Raw genomic sequence first — 20,392 nt, 5'->3', positions numbered from 1 at the left:
ATCACTAGGGTGCTGATTAACTAGGCAATTTCACGAATTTCAAAACTGTGGGTAATGGTCGCCGCTTTACCCAACATCAGGGAGACGGAGCAGTATTTCTCTGCTGACAGCTCAACCGCACGCTCAACAATTTTGTCAGTAAGCCCCTTACCGCTGACGATAAAGTGCAAATTGATTTGCGTAAACAGACGCGGTGCTTCTTCGCGACGCTGAGAGGTTAACGTGACCTCACAATCGCGCACATCGTTACGCCCTTTTTGCAAAATAGAGACCACATCAATCGCGCTGCAGCCACCTGCTGACATCAACAACATCTCCATCGGGCTAGGTGCTTTATCACCGGCATTTCCATCCATCAAAACTTGATGTCCTGACGCCGATTCACCCAAAAATGTCAGCCCCTCAACCCACTTTACACGTGCCTGCATAACACTCGCTCCCAGTTAAATTTTCTGATCCAGACTACCCTTTCATTTAGAAACTGGCAATGTAACCCGATGTTCATCATGCTGAAGCGATACAACACAAGACACTGACCTCATCCTGTGCTACAAACAGAACCGAAAGTGTTGTTTCTAGAATTAAATAGGGTAGCTCCCAATACTCAGTGAAGGGTTTCTATCCAGTACGTATCTTGGCTATACCTTTCGGCAATTGAGCAAATTAATATGCTAAAAGAAAGTGTATTTTAAAAGCACGCCGTACAGGGAACTCTGAGCCCTGTTAAGTTAGGCAGCGATAACAACAGAGGATAACAGCGAATGGTTCTCGGCAAGCCACAAACAGACCCGACTCTCGAATGGTTCCTGTCTCATTGCCATATCCACAAATACCCATCGAAGAGTACGCTAATTCACCAAGGTGAAAAGGCCGAAACGCTTTACTACATCGTGAAAGGCTCCGTTGCGGTGCTGATTAAAGATGAAGAGGGTAAAGAGATGATTCTCTCCTATTTAAACCAAGGGGATTTCATCGGCGAGCTTGGATTATTTGAAGAAGGCCAAGAGCGTAGTGCCTGGGTTAGAGCAAAAACCGCCTGTGAAGTGGCTGAAATTTCTTACAAAAAATTCCGTCAGTTGATTCAGGTAAATCCAGATATCTTGATGCGCCTCTCTTCACAAATGGCGAACCGCCTTCAGATTACATCCGAGAAAGTGGGTAACCTCGCTTTCCTTGATGTTACTGGGCGCATTGCACAAACGCTGCTTAACCTGGCAAAACAACCTGATGCCATGACCCACCCAGATGGGATGCAGATTAAGATTACCCGCCAGGAAATTGGTCAGATAGTTGGCTGTTCCCGCGAAACTGTGGGGCGGATACTAAAAATGCTGGAAGATCAGAACTTGATCTCCGCACACGGTAAAACGATTGTCGTTTACGGCACCCGTTAATTCCCTATAAACCGGTGCCGATACCCTCGGCATCGGTTTTCTCAATCTTTTGTGATTAATAAATTTCTGGGGCCTAAATGAAGTGGCAACGGGTTATTTATCATCCTGAAGTAAACTATGCATTACGCCAAACATTAGTTCTCTGCCTGCCAGCAGCCCTAGGCTTTGCTATCGGCGAGCTGCGACTCGGACTGATGTTCTCCCTGATACCCGCGTGTTGCAATATTGCCTCGCTGGATACACCGCACCAACACTTCTTCCGGCGGCTGATTATTGGTGGCGCGCTCTTTACACTGAGCAGCTTCCTGACCCAGCAGCTGTTGCTGTGGCACATTCCCTTGCCGTGGATCATGCTCGGGCTAGCACTGGTGCTCGGTGTCAACGGCGCAATCAGCCCCCTCCATGGCCACTTGTTGCCCGCCGCGTTAATCGCCGCAATATTCAGCCTAAGCATGGTTGGTCGCGCACCTATCTGGCAAGCACCCCTGTTGTGCGCTGTCGGAACACTCTGGTACGGCCTCTTTAACTGGCTGTGGTTCCGGTTATGCAGAGACCAGCCGATCCGTGAGCCACTAAGCCAGCTTTATCATTTACTGGCAGATTATTGCGACGCTAAATACAACCTACTCTCCCAGCATGTAGAGCCGGAAAAGGCGCTCCCCCCGTTGCTTGATCGGCAACAGGGGATAATGGACAAAATTAACCAGCTTTATCAGCAATTTAACTTAATCAACAATGCCACCAAGGCGGAGCGCAAACGGCTATTGGGGCTATTTCAGATGGCGCTAGACCTGCAAGAGCACATTACTGCGGCGCTGAATCAGTCAGATAGAGTGCGAGACCTCCTGGAGCATAGTCGGATAGAGGAGGTACTTCGCCGCAATACGCAGATTATCTCAGCTCAAATGCGCGTTATTGCCGATGATATTCTCTATCACCACCGTGCCAAGCGAAATTTCACCGCCGGCGATGCGCTGGTTGAACTGGAAGAGATAGCCCAGCAGCACCCCAATAATCCAGTGGCGCAATTTTGCTACTACCATACCAGCCACGTTATCCAGATCCTGAGTGACCGACGCCCGCTGTATGAGCGCGAGTTGATCTCCAGCCAGCAACAGCAGCCATTTTGGCCCGCCCTTATCAGTTACCTCTCATTTAAGTCTGGTGCGCTGCGCGCTGCCGCACGACTGGGGGTGACACTGGCCGCAGGCAGCTATATTGGTGCCTTGATGCACCTGCCAAAACCTTATTGGATCTTACTCACCGTGATGTTGGTGGTACAAAACGGCTATAACGCGACTAAGGTGCGCATCTATCACCGCGCCCTCGGGACACTGATCGGGCTGGTGTTGGCGGCAGGTTTGCTGCATTTACAGATGCCGGAGGGGGTGACACTGGGCATTATGTTGCTGATCACACTGGTGGCCTATCTGGTGCAACGTAACAACTACGGGCTAGCGGTTATTGGTCGAACCATCACGGCGGTGTATATCTTGCAGCTATTAACCGGTGATGGCGCTGACTTTTTAGTCCCACGTCTGCTGGATACCTTAATTGGTTGTGCGCTGGCCTTTGCCAGCACCTTATGGCTGTGGCCTCAGTGGCAGAGCGGGTTGCTGCGTAAAAATGCCCATCAGGCACTCAGCGCTTACCAGCAGATCCTGCGCTTGTTGCTGGCCCCACACCCTGATATTACCCAGCTCTCCTATGAACGTATTGAGGTGAACAAAGCCAGTAATACCGTCTTAAGCTCACTGAATCAGGCGATGCAAGAGCCGGGATTCAACTCAAAATATTTAGCGGATATGCGGCTGTGGGCGACCCATAGCGAGTTGATTGTTGGACATATCAACGAAATGACTATTCTTACGCGGGAACATCCATTAACTGAATCAACCACGCCGCCTGAAGCGGGTCACAACCTCATGAGTGTCGCGCTAGCGACAGAGTATTTGCAGCTATGTGAGATGGCGATTCAGCAGTGCCAGCAGCGGCTAGAATCAGACAGCTGCGAGGGGAGTGATGATTTTGTGCAAGCACCGGATGTGGCCGTCGACACGCAAATATCTGAACTGGAACGAAATTTGCGGCGTATCCTGTCACATTTAAGTGTTATGCATACCGTGTCGTCGATGGCCTGGCAGCAGCAGCCCCACCACGGTATTTGGCGCAGCCGGAAGTTGCGGGATCAGACGTTTACCGGAGAGTAAATTTAGCTCTCATTCACCAGGCTGGCGATAGCGCTCTCTAAACGCGCCACTCCTTGCTGGATATCATCCAACTCAATCACCAGCGAAGGCGCTAAGCGCAATACATCTGGCCCGGCATTGAGGATCATCAACCCATTTGCCGCCGCTGCGGTCAGGAACTCCCGCGCCCGGCCACGGTATTGCGGTGCTAACTCAGCACCAATCAGCAGCCCCATGCCACGGATATCACTAAACACCGAGTACTTGCGGTTAATCACTTCCAGCGCCTGCACAAACAGGCCATGGCGCTGTTCAATACCCTCAAGGACCTCTGGGGTATTAATCACATCCAGCGCGGCTTCAGCAACTGCACAAGCCAGAGGATTACCACCATAAGTGGTGCCGTGGGTGCCGACGGCCATCACCGAGGCAATCTCTTCGGTGGTCAGCATCGCACTGATCGGGAACCCGCCACCCAAGGCTTTCGCCGTAGTGAGGATATCCGGCGTCACGCCATAGTGCATATAGGTGAACAACTTGCCGCTACGGCCCATGCCACTTTGCACTTCGTCGAACACCAACAGTGCCTTGTGTTGAGTACAAAGCTCGCGCACACCTTGCAGGAACTCAGGTGTCGCGGCGGTAATCCCGCCCTCCCCTTGGATCGGCTCCAGCACCACCGCGCAGGTGTGGTCATCCATCACCGCTTTCACTGCGGCCAGATCATTAAACGGCACATGGATGATGTCGGCCGGTTTCGGGCCAAAACCATCGGAGTACTTTGGCTGACCACCGACGGATACGGTAAACAAGGTGCGACCATGGAATGCATTATGGAAAGCAATGATTTTGGTTTTATACGGGCTATGGCGCTCAATGGCGTAATGACGGGCCAACTTAAATGCCGCTTCATTCGCTTCACCGCCCGAATTGGCGAAAAACACCCGATCGGCAAAGGTGGCGGCAATCAGTTTTTGCGCCAAACGCAGCGCTGGCTCGTTGGTGAATACATTACTGGTATGCCATAACGTCTCACCCTGCTGATGCAGGGCCGCCACTAGCGCCGGATGGCAGTGGCCAAGGGCAGTAACCGCGATCCCGCCAGCAAAATCAATGTATTCCGTGCCCTGCTGATCCCATACTCGGCTACCTTTCCCTTTTACCGGGATAAACTGTGCTGGTGCATAAACAGGCAAAATAACCTGATCGAATGTACTGCGATTAACTGTTAGTTTATCTGACATTGCCCTGCCCACCTCTAATTATCCATTGAGCCGCCAACTACTGACGAATGAAAATATAATCACAAAATATGCATAAAAAATCACAAGCAAGCAAACAAAAAGATTATTTTATTGATGAGGGAAACTTAACCTGCTAATTTTTAAGGAAATTAGCCAATAATTGATGTCCCTGCTCGCTGAGGATGCTCTCCGGATGAAACTGCACGCCCTCCAGTGGCAAGGTGCGATGGCGGATACCCATGATTTCATCCATTTCGCCCTCTCGCTCCGTCCATGCGGTCAGCTCAAAACAGGCGGGTAGTGAATCGGCGTCAATGACTAATGAGTGATAGCGAGTCACCGTCAGCGGCTGATTCAGCCCTTGGAAAACCCCTTGATTATTATGGCAAATCGCGGTGGTCTTGCCATGCATCACCTGCCGCGCCCGCACAATACGCGCACCAAAAGCTTGCCCTAGCGCCTGATGGCCCAGGCAAACCCCCAGTATTGGTAATTTACCGGCAAAATGGCTGATAACCGCCAACGAAATCCCCGCCTCATTCGGCGTGCAAGGGCCGGGCGAGATCACCAAATGTGATGGCGATAACCGTTCAATATCAGCCAGTTGTACCTCATCATTACGTTTAACCACCACCGTAACCCCCAGTTCACAAAAATACTGGTAGAGGTTGTAGGTAAATGAATCGTAATTATCGATTAATAACAGCATTTCATATCCAAAAATTCAGCCTAGCGCTTACGCCCACCGGTAATTGACCCCAGAACGCCGCGCAGAATTTGTCGACCCAAGTCGCGTGCCATGCTTTTGGCGGCGGTTTGGACAATTCCATCACGCTTGCCGCCCCGTGGGCCAGTAGAACCAAACAGTAAATCATTTAGCCCCCCCATCAAACCGCCGCCACTTTGCTGTTCAGTGGGTTGCTGAGGGGCCGCCGCCTCCCCAGGTGCTGCACTCCCCATCGTGGAGAAGCCGCCTGCGGATAATTTCTCATAGGCAGATTCGCGGTCGACCATCTCTTCATAGCGGCCATAGAGTGGGGAATGATTGATGGCGTGATTACGTGCTGCTGCATCCAATGCTCCCATTTTTGATTGTGGGGCGATAACCATGCCTCGCTCCACCACATTGGGCCGCCCTTTCTCGTCGAGGAAGGAGATCAGCGCTTCACCGACAGCCAATTCGGTAATCACTTGTTCAGCACTGAAAGCGGGGTTAGCGCGCATGGTTTGTGCCGCCGCTTTCACCGCCTTTTGGTCGCGCGGGGTAAAGGCACGCAGCGCATGTTGCACGCGGTTGCCCAGCTGGCCCAGGATCTTATCTGGAATATCTAGCGGGTTTTGTGTCACGAAATAGATGCCGACGCCTTTTGAGCGAATCAGCCGCACCACTTGTTCAACTTTATCCACCAGTGCCGTAGGGGCATCGGTGAAGAGCAAGTGGGCCTCGTCAAAGAAGAAGACCAGTTTAGGTTTTTCGACATCACCCACTTCCGGAAGCTGCTCAAACAGCTCTGCCAACAGCCAAAGCAGGAAAACGGCATATAACTTGGGCTGATTGATCAGCCGATCCGCCGCCAGCAGGTTGATAACCCCCTGCCCATTGCTGTCGGTCTGCATTAAATCGTGAATATCCAGCATCGGCTCACCAAAGAATTGATTCGCCCCCTGTTCTTCTAAGGTCAGTAAACCCCGCTGAATGGCCCCAATCGAAGCGGGGGTGATATTGCCATATTGGGTGCGGAACTGTTTGGCATTGTCGCCGACGAATTGCACGATGGCGCGGAGATCTTTCATGTCCAGCAGTAGCAGGCCGTTGTCGTCCGCGATTTTAAACACTAATTGCAGTACACCGCTTTGCACATCATTTAGATCAAGCAGACGGCCTAGCAGCAGGGGGCCAAGGTCAGAGATGGTGGCGCGGATTGGATGACCTTTTTCCGCGAAAATATCCCACGGCACAATCGGACATGCCTGTGGCTGCCAGTCAGTGACACCTATCGTTGCCAGGCGGGATTGCAGTTTCTCCGAAGCGACACCTTCAGCGCCAATGCCGGAGAGGTCCCCTTTCACATCCGCCAGAAACACCGGCACACCAATGCGGGAGAATTGCTCGGCCATCTTTTGCAAAGTGACGGTTTTACCGGTCCCCGTCGCCCCGGTAATCAAACCATGGCGGTTTGCCAGTGCCGATAAAATCACCAAATCTTGTGCCGGCACAGCTTTCCCGATAAGTAATGTTTCGCTCATAAATTCTTCACCCCATCGCCGCTAGATAATTGATTATAAGCATGCCATTGGCGCAAACGGATTAATTTATGTCGGAATGGGATTTGGGTATGAATCAGCCAGCTTTCGGGGAATGAAAGCTGGCTTAACCAATTAAGGCAACACTTTCGCTGACAGGATAGTGATCGGCTTAACAGGCACATTCTGATACGGGCCGACGTTTTCCGTCTGAACCTGGGAGATTTTCTCTACCACATCCATGCCTTTTACCACTTTACCGAACACGGCATAACCAAAGTCACGTTGGCCATGATCGAGGAAAGCATTGTCTGCTACGTTGAGGAAAAACTGGCTGGTGGCGCTATCTTTATCTGCGGTACGGGCCATCGAGATGGTGCCACGCAGGTTGCGCAAGCCATTATCCGCTTCGTTTTTGATTGGCGTTTTAGCGGTTTTTTGTTTGAAATCAGCGGTAAAGCCGCCACCCTGAACCATAAAACCAGGAATAACACGGTGGAAAATGGTGTTGTTGTAGTAGCCGTTATTGACGTAATCAACGAAGTTTTGTGTTGAAATCGGGGCCTTCTGGCTATTGAGTTCCAACTCAATATTCCCAACCGACGTCGTTAACAGCACATGAGGTTCACCGGCAGCTAAAGCGGCGGGCGCCACGGCGCTTAGGGAACAAAGTGCGATGAAGGTCACTAAAGTACGTTTGAACATTACCGGTTCCTTTCTGTGGGGTACAAACAGCGGAAAAGCGCTTTGATTCTAGAGAGCTAACCCGCGTAATGCCACCCATTTACCGTTTTTTACGTAACAAAATGCGCATTTTCGCTGAAAACATGTCACTTCTATCAATAAGCGGCACAATAGCGATTAGTTAGCCAAATTAACTCATCATCACATTCCACAGCAACAGTGAAATTCTGCAACTGAGATCACGTATTGCTGATTCTCTGACTCACTCTCTGCCGTTTTTGCGAGAAATATCCCATTTTGTTTCTGGTTAATCGTTAATCTGCCTTCAAATGAGAGCGCTCTCATTTCTAATTCATCCATTTTGAGACCAAATTATGAAAACCTTTAAAATTGCCATTATTGGTGGCGGTAGTAGCTATACCCCTGAGTTGGTTGATGGGCTGATTCAGCGCATTGACCAGTTGCCGGTCACTGAGTTGGCCTTGGCTGATGTCGAATTGGGTCGCCAAAAAGTGGAGATTATTGCCGCCCTGACCCGCAGAATGTTGGATCGCCACGGGTTGGAGCAGGTGAAAGTCAGCGTTCACTTCTCGCTGGATACGGCCATCGAAGGGGCCAGTTTTGTGTTGACCCAATTCCGTGTCGGCCAGCTCCCTGCTCGGGCGGCAGATGAACGTTTGGGGCTAAAATATAACCTGCTTGGCCAGGAGACCACCGGTGTCGGCGGTTTTGCCAAAGCACTGCGCACCATTCCGGTGATGCTGGATATTGCCGCTAAAGTCGAGCGACTGGCACCGGAGGCCTGGATCATTAACTTCACCAATCCCGCCGGGATTGTCACCGAAGCGGTGACCCGTTATAGCAAAGCGAAAATTATCGGTTTGTGTAATGTCCCGATCAGCATGCATCATATGATCGCCAATTTACTGAATGCGCCTTATGAAGATATCCAGCTGCGTTTCGCCGGACTCAACCATATGGTGTGGGTGCATGAGGTGTTGCAGCAGGGTAAAAATGTGACCACCAATGTGATGGATATGCTGTGCGACGGTGCTTCATTGACCATGAACAATATCAAGGAAGCGCCATGGCCGCCGGAATTCCTGCGAGCAATGGGAGCTATCCCTTGCCCGTATCATCGCTATTTCTACCAGACTCAGGATATGCTGGCAGAAGAGATGGCTGCAGCCGCTGAGCGCGGCACGCGCGCAGAACAGGTGATGCAAGTAGAAAAAGAGCTGTTCGATCTGTACGCTGATCCCCATCTGGACAGCAAACCTGAGCAGCTCAGCTTCCGTGGCGGATCATTTTATTCTGAAGTTGCGCTGGAACTCATTCGTGCTATTTATAATAATTTAGGTACGCAATTAGTTGTAAATACGACAAACCGTGGGGCGATTCGCGGTTTATCCGACTGTTCTGTGGTAGAAACAAACTGTATTGTCGATGCACAAGGTGCTCATCCACTCACTTTCGGCCCCTTACCTGTGGCGATGCATGGGTTAACGCAGCAAGTAAAAGCCTATGAACGTCTGACCATTGAAGCCGCAGTACACGGCGATCGCCGCAGTGCCTTATTAGCGCTAGTGACTAACCCACTGATTGCTAACGCGAGCATTGCTCAGCCGCTACTGGAAGAGGTTCTACAGGTCAATAAACCTTATTTGCCTCAGTTCGCAGATTTGTGATGTTAAGTTAGCTATTGTGGCGACTTTTAAATTGTATACCCAATAGATTTCAAGGTGCAGGAAGGCGGCAAACGAGAAAATCCCGATGAGCTTACTCAAGTAAGTGATTCGGGTTTTTGAGTGCAGCCAACACACCTGCAATTTGAAAGATGAAGGGTAATGGGAGAAAGAAATGGTAACACTGGAAGATGTCGCGGTATTAGCCGGGGTTTCCCGTGCTACGGTTTCCCGCGTGGTCAACGGTGATACCAATGTCAAAGCCCTGACTCGCGAAAAGGTGGAACAAGCGGTAGCGGTATTGGGTTACACCCCAAACCCTGCCGCGCGCGCATTGGCATCAAGTCAAAGTCATACGCTCGGCTTGGTGACCACCTCCTATCGAGGCGGCTTCTTTGGTGCATTGATGGATTTTGTGCAAACGGAAGCTGAGTCTCAGGGTAAACAGCTATTAGTCACTCAGGGGCGGGATAATGCGGATAAAGAGTGGCAGGCTATTCAGCGCCTGTATAACTTACGCTGTGACGGCTTGATCCTCCATGTCCGTTTTCTCAGTGATGAAAGGCTGCGTCAGTTGGCGGTCGCAGACCGCTCATTCGTGTTGCTCGATAGGTTAGTTCCCGGTCTTGAAGCCCGCTGTGTGACCTTCGATCACCGCCGCGCCAGTCAAATGGCAACTCAGGTGCTTATCGATGCGGGTCATCGGCGTATTGCGTGCATTAGTGGTTCCGCGCAGCGCCACTCCAGCGAGTTGCGCCGTCAGGGATTTATCGACGCCATGCAATCGGCAGGTTTGACACCAATCGCCTGTGTTGAAGGGGTTTATGATCTGGAGAGTGGCTATCAGCGTGCTGACGAGATCCTCAATCAGCCCCACTTACCGACGGCCATTTATTGCTGCAATGAAGAGATGGCCATTGGTGCACTGCTGGCTATCAATAAGCACCATTTGCAGGTGCCGCAGGATATCTCATTAATTTGCTACGACAGTGGCGAACGCGCACCTTTCGTCTGCCCTGCATTAACCAGTCTGCATTTTCCCATCGTTGAGATGGCGCAATTTGCCACGCAACTCCTGATTAACCCGCAGACACCACCAGCCAGTTTCCCACCAGCGATTATCATGCGCGATTCGGTGATGCCACCCAACCCGTCCCGCTAATTGAAACAGCGTGGCAAGCAACTGCCACGCCGCTCTCTTGCTAATGGCGACCCCCAACGCCAAGGGGGAAATAAGCCCTTAGAAAGTCACATTTAACTTAGCCCACAGTGTCCTACCCGGCTCATTCACTGGCGTATTGACGGAATAACCAAATCCGCTGTTACCGGCCAGATTGAGGTGCTCGCTATAGGTTTTATTTAGCAGATTATCGATGCCCCCGCTAACCTTCACTTGCGGCGTGATTTTGTAGGCCACATTGGCTGAGAGCACACCAAAGCCCGCGCTGTCGGCGAAATCTTTACCCACCACATTCCCTTCATTAATCGCCACCCGGTGCTGACTGCTGACCAGCCGCCAGAGTGCGGTGCTACTCCAGTTGCCAGTTTCATAGGTCAGCCCCAGTCGTGCTTCAAGAGGGGGGATTTGCGGCAGTGGGCGATTATTGCTGCTGTTTTCGCCCCACGCATAGGCCAGACTGGCATCCGCTTTCCAGTGGTCGTTGAAGGCATAGCCTGCGCCCATCTCACCGCCCATGATGGTTGCATTGATATTATCCGCCTGACTAATACGTAGATTTTTGGGATCATACTTGAACAAAATAAAATCATTCACCCGACCCAGATAAGCAGAGACCCAACCATTTAGCTGCTTGCCGCTGTATTGCGCACCGATATCAAGCTGGGTAGTTTTTTCACTTTTTACCCCCTCAAAAGCACTGTTCGACCCTGTTGGCCCGAACGTCGGGGAGAATAGCTCCCAGAAGTCAGGAAAACGCTCGGTATGGCCCACACCGGCATACCACATCACTGGGGCATCAGCCAGATTGTGCTCAAAACGCATGAAACCCGCCGGTAGCGTGGCGGAGCGGGTAGGCTCATCGGCGCGGGTATAATTGGTGACCTGATGATGGTCTAAACGAGTGCCGGTAATCAGTTTATCCTGCTCACTCATCGTCCACGTCAGTTCGCCGAACAGGCCATAGTTTGCGAAGCTGGCATTTTTGTTCCACGTATTTTGTCTGTTCTTGCGATGGGTATTGGTTTGCATGTCACTACCGGCTTCTAATTTCAGATCCTCCCACAACCAGGTTCCCATGACGCGACCGCCAATGGTGCGACGGTCTAGATTACTGGTCATCGCCATCATCGGCGGGGTGCGTAAGCTATGGTTATCCATAATGTGGTTGACGTAGTTGTAGTAAACCTTAGCTTCAATCTTATCCAGCACTTCACCAATATTGCTTTTCTCGAAACGCGCTCCCAAGCTTTCGCGCAAAAATTGCGAGCCGTCCATACCGCGCCCAGCATAGCTCGCCTCACCATCGCCTTTACCGGCCGTCAGCTCAAGCAAAGTGTCGGCATCTGGTGTCCAGCCCAGCGCGACATCCGCATTCCATTTATCCCACTTCGATGGCACCCGGGTGCCGTCGCCATCCTTATAATTACCCGCTTGCGACTGATTCCCCATCATGCGCAGATAGCCTTGCTCGTTGCCCAAACTCGCATTGAGATTTTTATCCCAGCGCCCGTTGGAACCCACCAGCAAGCTGGCATCGCCCTGGACGCCCGCTTGATCAAAATGGGGTTGCTCGCGCTCAAACAAAATGGTGCCAGCGGAGGCACCCGGCCCCCATAACACCGATTGCGGCCCCTTCACTACCCTCAACAAGTCAAAGCTCTCCGGTGAGATATAGGAGGTGGGCGCATCCATCCGCGACGGGCAGGTGCCCAGTGTTTCGGCACCATCAGTCAGAATTTTGATGCGCGAGCCAAACATGCCACGGAAAACCACATCGCCATTGGTGCCGCCATTACGGATTTGCGAAAAACCGGGGATAGTTTTTAGGTAGTCCGCACCATCACTGGCCGGTACTGGCTGGCGTGGTGTTTTAGGCGAGGTGACGATGGTGAGCGGCGAATGCTGGGGGGCGGTGACCGTAATCACCTCGGCGTCATTGGTTTGTTTATCGCCGCGATTATCGGTGACGTGGTTGGTCGCGTGATCTGCGGCCACCTGATGATCCGCTGCCATAGCATTTAAGGTCAATACCGAGAGTGCGGAAGTGACTGCGCACGCTAATAATGTTTTTTTACCGCCGTTATTCTTACCAGACATAATGATTCCTTGGACAATAGAAATGAGTCCGGTGGATATTTCTCATACCAGAGAGTTCACACCAGATAATCCACAGTAAATAAGTGGTTTTGATTTTTTATTGAGTGATCAGGAATAAAAAGTAGGCGGCGCGCGTGGTTGACTCTCGTAATAGCGCTCTTTGATGAGTTGCGTATAAACAAATAGCGGCGGAGATAACTCAATCCGCAGTAATGCAGAGCGGATATCTGCTTTGAAAGCCGTGTTGAGCAACGGCAGATGGGTCAGTAATACACAATATCCACAGGCGGCATGGTTCATCATCATGCCGTCATGACGATTCCCGTGCTCATCGGAAGTAGCGGTAGTAGCTGTTTTAGCGCCGTGATGGGCCTCTGGTGAGTCATCTGGCCCACTGCGGTGGTGACTCGCCATCTCCATCGCGCCATCAGCCACTGTTATGGCGGGTTTGCTTTGATCGTAAGAAAGCGCCAGTGAGACTGAAACCACCGGTGCGATAAATAGCATCAGGATCGCGGCTATTCCCAGCCAGGCTGAGTAGCGCCTGCTGCGATAAAGAATTTGACCTAATGGCACCGGAGCACCAATAGCACTACAGCAGGAATCCCACTGTTCATCACGATAGTTCCTTTATCTCAATAACAACCAATAGAATACGATTGATTACTCTCTGTTTTATGAACAGTTTTTATTAGCCCTGACCTGTCAAGGCCGCAGAAAGAATCATATCTGAACCTATCTTAATGCAGTGTTAATTCTCATTAAATTAAGGGTATTTCTCATTTTCTCCGAGCCGGAATATGTGACGCCTCACTATTATTCTCTATCACATTTCACTCATTGCATTAAAAGTTGGATGTAAGTCACAAAAACCCACTATGCCTGTGCTAGGATCCGCCGCCTGAGTAGTGAATTGGTTTGAACCCTTTTTATTAACGTTCTTACTATGGTTGTATTAACTATGGTCGTATTAACTCTATGCTGACACAGGCCCCTCTATGAATAACAGCAATCGCCTTCGACTCACTTGGATCAGTTACTTTTCTTACGCTCTGACCGGCGCGTTAGTTATTGTCACCGGGATGGTGATGGGGAATATCGCGGAGTATTTCAATCTGCCTATTGCCAGTATGAGTAACACATTTACTTTCCTTAATGCGGGTATTCTGATCTCCATTTTCCTCAATGCCTGGTTGATGGAGATCATTCCATTAAAACGTCAGTTGGTATTTGGCTTTATTCTGATGTTGGTAGCGATTGCCGGATTGATGGTGGGCCATAATCTGATGCTCTTCTCAATCAGCATGTTTATCCTTGGGGTCGTGAGCGGGATCACCATGTCGATCGGTACTTTCCTGATAACCCATATGTATGAAGGGCGTCAGCGTGGCTCCCGCCTGCTGTTTACCGACTCATTCTTCAGTATGGCGGGGATGATTTTCCCGGTAGCGGCGGCAATGCTGCTGGCACGCCATATTGAGTGGTACTGGGTTTATGCCTGCATCGGCCTGCTGTATGTGGGGATTTTCGTGCTGACATTAATGTCTGAGTTCCCGGTTCTGGGCCATAAGGCCAGCGATGAAAACAGACCCGTGGCGAAAGAGAAGTGGGGCATTGGTGTGCTCTTCCTGGCGATTGCCGCACTGTGCTACATCCTTGGTCAACTCGGTTTCATCCAGTGGGTGCCGGAATATGCCACCAAGACCTTCAATATGGATATCAGCCAAGCGGGCCAACTGGTCAGTAACTTCTGGATCTCATACATGATTGGGATGTGGGTGTTCAGCTTCATCCTGCGCTTCTTTGACCTGCAACGCATCGTAACTGTGCTGGCTGCGCTGGCAACACTGGCGATGTATCTGTTTGTCAGCACTGATAATCCGGCCTATCTGAGCTACTACATTCTGGCATTAGGCTTTGTCTCCAGTGCCATCTACACCACACTGATTACCCTCGGCTCGCTGCAAACCAAAGTCTCTTCACCCAAACTGGTGAACTTCATTCTGACCTGCGGTACTGTCGGGACTATGCTGACCTTCGTCGTCACAGGCCCCATTGTCGCGAACAGTGGTGTTCATGCCGCACTGACAACAGCCAACGGCCTCTATCTGGCGGTATTCGTGATGTGCCTGATTCTGGGCTTCTTCACCAAACACCGCAGCCACGGCCATGCAACACACTGATTGATGGTTTAGCTGAATCAACTGCCCTGCCGCCATTGCGGTAGCAGGGCAGCCCCCTACTTAAAGTTCACCACCTCTTCGTGGCCCAAATAGATCCGACTCTCGGCGGGCTGCGTGCTGGCAATCACCACCCCATGACGAATGGAGTAGCGCACCGGCACTTGTCGCCGCACCGCATCAAAACCACTTTCGGCGGGCAGAATAATCAGATTGGCGCTATTACCTAACTGCAAACCATAATCCGATAAATTCAATGTTCGGGCGCTGTTGTGGGTGATCAGATTCAGCCCATCATTGATTTGGCCGTATCCCATCAGCTGACAAATATGCAGCCCCATATGCAGCACTTGCAACATATTGGCGGTGCCCAGCGGATACCACGGGTCAAACACATCATCATGACCGAAGCAGACATTAATATCGGCCGCCAGCATCTCCTTGACCCGCGTAATGCCGCGCCGCTTCGGATAGGTGTCAAAGCGCCCTTGCAGGTGAATATTCACCAAGGGGTTGGCGACGAAGTGAATGCCGGACATTTTCAGCAGGCGAAATAGCCGCGAGGCATAAGCGCCATTATAGGAGTGCATCGCCGTGGTGTGACTGGCGGTCACCCGCGCCCCCATGTTTTCACGGTGCGCCAAGGCCGCCACTGTTTCGACAAAACGCGACTGCTCATCATCAATCTCATCACAATGCACATCCACCAGCCGCTGATATTTCTGCGCCAGTGCAAAGGCAATATGTAGCGATTCGACGCCATATTCGCGGGTAAATTCAAAATGCGGGATCGCCCCGACCACATCCGCGCCTAGTCGCAGCGCCTCTTCCAACAGCGCCGCGCCATCGGGATAGGAGAGAATACCCTCTTGTGGAAACGCCACAATCTGCATCTCCACCCACGGACTGACCTCCTCTTTCACCTCCAACATGGCGCTCAGCGCCGTCAGGCTGGGATCAGAGACATCCACATGGGTGCGCACATGCTGAATACCATTGGCGATTTGCCATTTCAGCGTCTGCCATGCCCGCTGCTTAACATCCTCGCGCGTCAACAGCGCTTTGCGCTCAGCCCAGCGCTCTATACCCTCAAACAGGGTGCCTGATTGATTCCAGCTCGGTTGCCCCGCTGTTTGAGTGGTATCCAGATGAATATGCGGCTCGACAAAGGGGGGCTGTGCCAAACCACCCTGCGCATCCAGCACACCCGCGCCTGTTGGTAGTTGATCCGGCTGCGGCGAAATTGCACTGATTTTGCCCTCCGCGACCTTAAGCTGCCAAAGCCCCGTTTGCCCGACCAAGCGCACATTGTTGATGCTCGCCAGTAAATGATTTGTTGCGGATTGCGCTGACATTGATACCTCCATGACCCCTTTGCCACTTTCGGCATGATCTGTTGTTAGCTTATCCGATCAGCAGTCACCCGCCCGATTTTCTTTTTATCGGCGGATTTATCGTTAGATCAAAAAAACAGCCAGAACTGAAACCTTTCAGCTAAAGATGAATGAAATCCGCAACTTATCAAAAAACGTTAAAAATCATCCATCTACCACCTTAGAGGTATATGAAACGCTAATTGATTTACATCAAGAAGTGCCATGTTGGGAAGATTAAGGTAAGCGTAGAAAATTAAAAATTGAGGCAAAAATGAGCAAAGTCAAACTTGCCATCATCGGCAACGGCATGGTCGGCCACCGCTTTATCGAAGACTTACTGGATAAAGCCGATAAAGACCAATTTGAGATAACCGTATTTTGCGAAGAGCCTCGCATCGCTTATGACCGGGTACATCTCTCCTCTTACTTCTCCCACCATACTGCCGAAGAGCTGTCATTAGTTCGTGAAGGCTTTTATGAAAAACACGGCGTCAAAGTGCTGGTTGGCGAACGCGCCATTACCATCAACCGCACCGAGAAAGTGATTCACTCCAACAGCGGCCGTACCCTCTATTATGACAAGCTGATTATGGCGACCGGCTCCTATCCGTGGATCCCGCCAATCAAAGGTAGCGAAGGGCAGGATTGCTTTGTGTATCGCACCATTGAAGACCTAAATGCTATCGAGGCCTGTACCCGCCGCAGCAAACGTGGGGCAGTTATTGGTGGTGGGCTGCTCGGGCTGGAAGCCGCAGGGGCCTTGAAAAGCCTTGGCGTTGAAACCCATGTGATTGAATTTGCACCCGTATTAATGGCCGAGCAGCTTGACCCTATGGGCGGTGACCAGCTGCGCCAGAAAATTGAGCGCATGGGCGTCAGAGTCCATACCGGCAAAAATACGCAGGAAATTATTCATTCAGGCCAAAACGGCCGCAAAACCATGCAGTTTGCTGATGGATCGCAGCTGGAAGTCGATTTTATTGTCTTCTCCACCGGTATTCGCCCACAAGACAAACTGGCGCATCAATGCGGTTTAGCCACAGCACGCCGTGGTGGTATTGCTATCAATGATTATTGCCAGACATCCGACCCGGATGTCTACGCCATTGGTGAGTGTGCCTCGTGGCAAGAGCGGACCTTCGGGCTGGTTGCACCGGGTTACAAAATGGCGCAGGTCACCGCCGATCACCTGTTAGGCCGCGAAAATGCCTTTAAAGGTGCCGACATGAGCGCCAAGCTGAAGTTGCTGGGTGTCGATGTGGGCGGGATTGGTGATGCCCATGGCCGCACTGAAGGGGCGCGCAGCTACGTTTATCTGGATGAAAGTAAAGAAATTTATAAGCGTCTGGTGGTCAGCGCCGACAACAAAACCCTGCTCGGCGCCGTCTTGGTGGGGGATACCAGCGATTACGGCAACCTGCTGCAACTGGCGCTAAACAATATCGCGCTGCCAGATAACCCCGACAGCCTGATCCTCCCGGCTCACGCCGGCAGTAAACCGGCCATGGGGGTAGATTCACTGCCAGATAGCGCGCAGATCTGCTCCTGTTTTGATGTCACCAAAGGCGACATTATTCAGGCCATCGGTCAGGGCTGCCATACCGTCGCCGCACTGAAATCCGCCACTAAAGCCGGCACTGGCTGCGGCGGCTGTATTCCGCTGGTCACCCAAGTGCTGAATGCCGAACTCAGCAAGCAAGGCATTGAAGTGAATCATCATTTGTGTGAGCACTTCGCCTATTCGCGCCAAGAGCTGTATCACCTGATCCGGGTTGAAGGGATTAAATCCTTCGATGCCCTGCGGGAAAAATATGGTAAAGGCTACGGCTGTGAAGTCTGTAAACCGACAGTCGGCTCACTGCTGGCCTCCTGCTGGAATGACTATGTATTGGCACCGCAACATACGCCGCTGCAGGACACCAATGACAACTTCCTCGGCAATATCCAGAAAGACGGCACTTACTCAGTCATCCCGCGCTCACCGGGTGGGGAGATCACGCCGGATGGCCTACTCGCAATTGGCCGCATCGCCAAAGAGTATAATCTGTACACCAAACTAACCGGCTCACAGCGCGTGGGGATGTTTGGCGCGCAAAAAGATGACCTGCCCGCTATCTGGGCGCAACTGATTGAAGCGGGCTTTGAGACCGGTCATGCCTATGCCAAAGCACTGCGCATGGCAAAAACCTGCGTCGGCAGCACCTGGTGCCGCTTTGGTGTGGGTGACAGCGTCGGTTTTGGTGTCGCACTGGAGCACCGCTTCAAAGGCATCCGCACACCACACAAAATGAAGTTCGGCGTCTCCGGCTGTACCCGCGAGTGTTCCGAAGCACAGGGCAAAGACGTGGGGATTATCGCCACCGAAAACGGCTGGAACCTGTATGTCTGCGGTAACGGCGGCATGAAGCCACGTCACGCGGACTTACTGGCGGCAGATCTGGATGAAGAGACCCTGATGCGCTACCTCGACCGCTTTATGATGTTCTACATCCGCACCGCCGATAAGCTGCAACGCACTTCGGTGTGGTTGGAGAGCCTGGAGGGCGGCATTAGCTACCTGCGGGCGGTTATCCTCGACGACAAACTGGGCATCAACGATCAGTTGGAAGCCGATATTGCCCGCCTGCGCGACAAAGTGACCTGCGAATGGAAAGCTACCGTCGAGGATCCAGCGGCACAAGTTCGCTTTGCCCACTTTATCAATAGCCCGATGCGCGACCCGAACGTGCAAGTGGTGGCTGAACGTGAACAACATCGTCCGGCCCGCCCGGATGAGCGCATCCCAGTGCGGCTGCTTGAACTGGAGGAGAACCTATGAGCCAGTGGATTCCACTCTGCCTGTTAGACGATATTTTGCCCGGCAGCGGCGTGTGTGGGCTGATCGGCGAGCAGCACATTGCGGTTTTCCGCCCCTACACTGACGAGCAGGTTTTCGCCATCAGCAACATTGATCCTTTCGCTCAGGCCAGTGTACTGTCGCGCGGATTGATTGCTGAGCATCAAGGTGATCTGTGGGTCGCCAGCCCGCTGAAAAAACAGCACTTTCGCCTGCATGATGGCCTCTGTCTGGAAGATGAAACCCGCTCGGTTGCCCACTATGACGTGCGAGTCCGCGACGGCATGGTGCAAATCAAAGCGTGATAAATAACGGGTTAACTGGCCAGCACCGGATACCTACAAAATAACACTCAATCATCCCCAAAGTGATTGGCGTTGCAGCTAACAGCGCTGCGGCGTCAATACCGAGGGGATTGGGATTAAAAATGTATAGCGACACCATCAACAAATGCGCGGCTAACGCGGCGCGAATCGTCAAACTGGCCAAAGATAGCCCGCTAGGCTTTTGGATTGGTTCTGCCATGGCCGGTGCCTATGTTGGCCTTGGCATTATTCTGATTTTTACCTTAGGAAACCTGATCGACCCGGCTTACCGTCCGCTGGTGATGGGAGCCACCTTTGGCCTGGCACTGACCCTGGTGATTATCGCCGGTTCTGAGCTGTTCACCGGCCACACCATGTTCCTGACCTTCGGCGTGAAAGCGGGCACCATCAAATCCAGCCAAATGTGGGCAGTATTGCCGCAAACCTGGTTGGGGAATCTGCTGGGTTCGGTGTTTGTGGCCCTGCTCTATTACTACGGCGGCGGCAGCTTGCTCACCGTGGATACCAGCCTGGTACACACCGCTGCGCTGGCAAAAACCTCGGCGCCCGCTATGACCTTATTCTTCAAAGGTATATTATGTAACTGGCTGGTTTGTCTGGCGATCTGGATGGCAATCCGCGTAGAAGGCGCGGCGAAATTTATCGCTATCTGGTGGTGTTTGCTGGCCTTTATTGCTTCTGGCTACGAGCACTCAGTGGCCAATATGACCCTGTTCGCGCTGTCATGGTTTGGTCATCACAGCGAGGCCTATACCCTCAGCGGCATTGGTCACAACCTGTTGTGGGTCACGCTGGGGAATACCCTGTCGGGTGCCGTTTTTATGGGCCTCGGCTACTGGTATGCCACGCCACGAGAGCAGCGCCCACAGCCTATGGCCGTTAGCGCGCCACACGCGGTAAAAGAGTAACTTTTTACTGTTCTCCCCCGCCGGCAAAGGCGGGTTTTATCACCCCACC

At 51.9% G+C, this 20,392-nt stretch carries 16 protein-coding genes; 8 read left to right on the top strand and 8 right to left on the bottom strand.

All coding sequences use genetic code 11. The features are described from left to right. Window positions 1–20 precede the first annotated feature (20 nt). A complete protein-coding gene (locus tag FFE93_RS00930) occupies window positions 21–428 on the bottom strand; it encodes an OsmC family protein (protein ID WP_004875129.1) in 408 nt (135 codons plus the stop codon). Between the two features lie 333 nt (window positions 429–761). Between FFE93_RS00930 and crp the strand changes: the two genes are divergently transcribed. After that, on the top strand, window positions 762–1,394 hold the full coding sequence (gene crp, locus FFE93_RS00925; protein WP_002212297.1) for a cAMP-activated global transcriptional regulator CRP: 633 nt from the start codon (window positions 762–764) through the stop codon (window positions 1,392–1,394). Between the two features lie 77 nt (window positions 1,395–1,471). Beyond that, the gene (locus FFE93_RS00920) at window positions 1,472–3,604 is read left to right on the top strand and encodes a YccS/YhfK family putative transporter (protein WP_138774703.1); all 2,133 of its coding nucleotides are present in this window, start codon (window positions 1,472–1,474) and stop codon (window positions 3,602–3,604) included. Between the two features lie 2 nt (window positions 3,605–3,606). Here the strand turns inward: FFE93_RS00920 and FFE93_RS00915 are convergent, their stop codons facing one another. The 4 genes from FFE93_RS00915 to ppiA form a co-directional block, all read right to left on the bottom strand. After that, on the bottom strand, window positions 3,607–4,827 hold the full coding sequence (locus FFE93_RS00915; protein WP_005271739.1) for an aspartate aminotransferase family protein: 1,221 nt from the start codon (window positions 4,825–4,827) through the stop codon (window positions 3,607–3,609). Between the two features lie 133 nt (window positions 4,828–4,960). After that, on the bottom strand, window positions 4,961–5,536 hold the full coding sequence (locus FFE93_RS00910) for an aminodeoxychorismate synthase component II (protein WP_138774702.1): 576 nt from the start codon (window positions 5,534–5,536) through the stop codon (window positions 4,961–4,963). A gap of 20 nt (window positions 5,537–5,556) precedes the next feature. Then, window positions 5,557–7,074, bottom strand: a complete 1,518-nt coding sequence (locus FFE93_RS00905) for a helicase HerA-like C-terminal domain-containing protein (protein WP_138774701.1) — start codon at window positions 7,072–7,074, stop codon at window positions 5,557–5,559. A gap of 132 nt (window positions 7,075–7,206) precedes the next feature. Beyond that, window positions 7,207–7,776 (bottom strand): peptidylprolyl isomerase A, encoded by a 570-nt coding sequence (gene ppiA, locus FFE93_RS00900; protein ID WP_032896774.1) that lies wholly within the window; start codon window positions 7,774–7,776, stop codon window positions 7,207–7,209. A gap of 353 nt (window positions 7,777–8,129) precedes the next feature. Here ppiA and FFE93_RS00895 point away from each other — a divergent pair, with 353 nt between their 5' ends. Together FFE93_RS00895 and FFE93_RS00890 are read left to right on the top strand one after the other, a co-directional pair. Next, complete coding sequence (locus FFE93_RS00895; RefSeq protein ID WP_005271734.1) at window positions 8,130–9,443, top strand: 6-phospho-beta-glucosidase; 1,314 nt, start codon at window positions 8,130–8,132, stop codon at window positions 9,441–9,443. A 172-nt stretch (window positions 9,444–9,615) separates the two neighbouring features. Beyond that, window positions 9,616–10,602: a LacI family DNA-binding transcriptional regulator gene (locus FFE93_RS00890; protein WP_005271730.1), complete on the top strand. Its 987-nt coding sequence runs from the start codon at window positions 9,616–9,618 to the stop codon at window positions 10,600–10,602. A 78-nt stretch (window positions 10,603–10,680) separates the two neighbouring features. On the opposite strand, the gene FFE93_RS00885 is transcribed toward FFE93_RS00890, so the two are convergent. Continuing rightward, window positions 10,681–12,720 carry a TonB-dependent copper receptor gene (locus FFE93_RS00885; protein WP_080375799.1) on the bottom strand — a complete coding sequence of 680 codons (2,040 nt, stop codon included), beginning with the start codon at window positions 12,718–12,720 and terminating at the stop codon, window positions 10,681–10,683. A gap of 105 nt (window positions 12,721–12,825) precedes the next feature. Then, on the bottom strand, window positions 12,826–13,293 hold the full coding sequence (locus FFE93_RS00880) for a DUF2946 domain-containing protein (RefSeq protein ID WP_138774700.1): 468 nt from the start codon (window positions 13,291–13,293) through the stop codon (window positions 12,826–12,828). Between the two features lie 422 nt (window positions 13,294–13,715). On the opposite strand from FFE93_RS00880, the gene tsgA reads away from it, so the two are divergent. Beyond that, entirely contained in the window at window positions 13,716–14,900 is a 1,185-nt protein-coding gene (gene tsgA / locus FFE93_RS00875; protein ID WP_138774699.1) for an MFS transporter TsgA, read from the top strand. Between the two features lie 56 nt (window positions 14,901–14,956). Here tsgA and FFE93_RS00870 read toward each other — a convergent pair whose 3' ends face one another. Then, on the bottom strand, window positions 14,957–16,264 hold the full coding sequence (locus tag FFE93_RS00870; protein WP_138774698.1) for a cytosine deaminase: 1,308 nt from the start codon (window positions 16,262–16,264) through the stop codon (window positions 14,957–14,959). Window positions 16,265–16,544: 280 nt separating this feature from the next. Between FFE93_RS00870 and nirB the strand changes: the two genes are divergently transcribed. The 3 genes from nirB (at window position 16,545) to nirC (ending at window position 20,343) form a co-directional block, all read left to right on the top strand. Continuing rightward, the gene (gene nirB / locus FFE93_RS00865; protein WP_005271722.1) at window positions 16,545–19,091 is read left to right on the top strand and encodes a nitrite reductase large subunit NirB; all 2,547 of its coding nucleotides are present in this window, start codon (window positions 16,545–16,547) and stop codon (window positions 19,089–19,091) included. Then, a complete protein-coding gene (gene nirD, locus FFE93_RS00860; RefSeq protein ID WP_032896771.1) occupies window positions 19,088–19,414 on the top strand; it encodes a nitrite reductase small subunit NirD in 327 nt (108 codons plus the stop codon). The genes nirB and nirD overlap by 4 nt, the downstream gene beginning before the upstream one ends. 122 nt (window positions 19,415–19,536) lie before the next feature. Continuing rightward, window positions 19,537–20,343 (top strand): nitrite transporter NirC, encoded by an 807-nt coding sequence (gene nirC, locus FFE93_RS00855; RefSeq protein WP_054872858.1) that lies wholly within the window; start codon window positions 19,537–19,539, stop codon window positions 20,341–20,343. Window positions 20,344–20,392 lie beyond the last annotated feature (49 nt).

Origin of the sequence: Yersinia sp. KBS0713, from assembly GCF_005937895.2 — a bacterium.
In the GTDB taxonomy this organism is placed as follows: Bacteria; Pseudomonadota; Gammaproteobacteria; order Enterobacterales; family Enterobacteriaceae; genus Yersinia; species Yersinia bercovieri.
Note: the sequence above shows the minus strand (reverse complement) of the source record. Positions and strands in the feature narration are given on the sequence as shown.

Excerpts from the sequence above, each read along its gene's own strand:
- FFE93_RS00930 (WP_004875129.1), bottom strand. The coding sequence starts at position 428 with ATGCAGGCACGTGTAAAGTGGGTTGAGGGGCTGACATTTTTGGGTGAA.
- crp (WP_002212297.1), top strand. The coding sequence starts at position 762 with ATGGTTCTCGGCAAGCCACAAACAGACCCGACTCTCGAATGGTTCCTG.
- FFE93_RS00920 (WP_138774703.1), top strand. The coding sequence starts at position 1,472 with ATGAAGTGGCAACGGGTTATTTATCATCCTGAAGTAAACTATGCATTA.
- FFE93_RS00915 (WP_005271739.1), bottom strand. The coding sequence starts at position 4,827 with ATGTCAGATAAACTAACAGTTAATCGCAGTACATTCGATCAGGTTATT.
- FFE93_RS00910 (WP_138774702.1), bottom strand. The coding sequence starts at position 5,536 with ATGCTGTTATTAATCGATAATTACGATTCATTTACCTACAACCTCTAC.
- FFE93_RS00905 (WP_138774701.1), bottom strand. The coding sequence starts at position 7,074 with ATGAGCGAAACATTACTTATCGGGAAAGCTGTGCCGGCACAAGATTTG.
- ppiA (WP_032896774.1), bottom strand. The coding sequence starts at position 7,776 with ATGTTCAAACGTACTTTAGTGACCTTCATCGCACTTTGTTCCCTAAGC.
- FFE93_RS00895 (WP_005271734.1), top strand. The coding sequence starts at position 8,130 with ATGAAAACCTTTAAAATTGCCATTATTGGTGGCGGTAGTAGCTATACC.
- FFE93_RS00890 (WP_005271730.1), top strand. The coding sequence starts at position 9,616 with ATGGTAACACTGGAAGATGTCGCGGTATTAGCCGGGGTTTCCCGTGCT.
- tsgA (WP_138774699.1), top strand. The coding sequence starts at position 13,716 with ATGAATAACAGCAATCGCCTTCGACTCACTTGGATCAGTTACTTTTCT.
- FFE93_RS00870 (WP_138774698.1), bottom strand. The coding sequence starts at position 16,264 with ATGGAGGTATCAATGTCAGCGCAATCCGCAACAAATCATTTACTGGCG.
- nirB (WP_005271722.1), top strand. The coding sequence starts at position 16,545 with ATGAGCAAAGTCAAACTTGCCATCATCGGCAACGGCATGGTCGGCCAC.
- nirD (WP_032896771.1), top strand. The coding sequence starts at position 19,088 with ATGAGCCAGTGGATTCCACTCTGCCTGTTAGACGATATTTTGCCCGGC.
- nirC (WP_054872858.1), top strand. The coding sequence starts at position 19,537 with ATGTATAGCGACACCATCAACAAATGCGCGGCTAACGCGGCGCGAATC.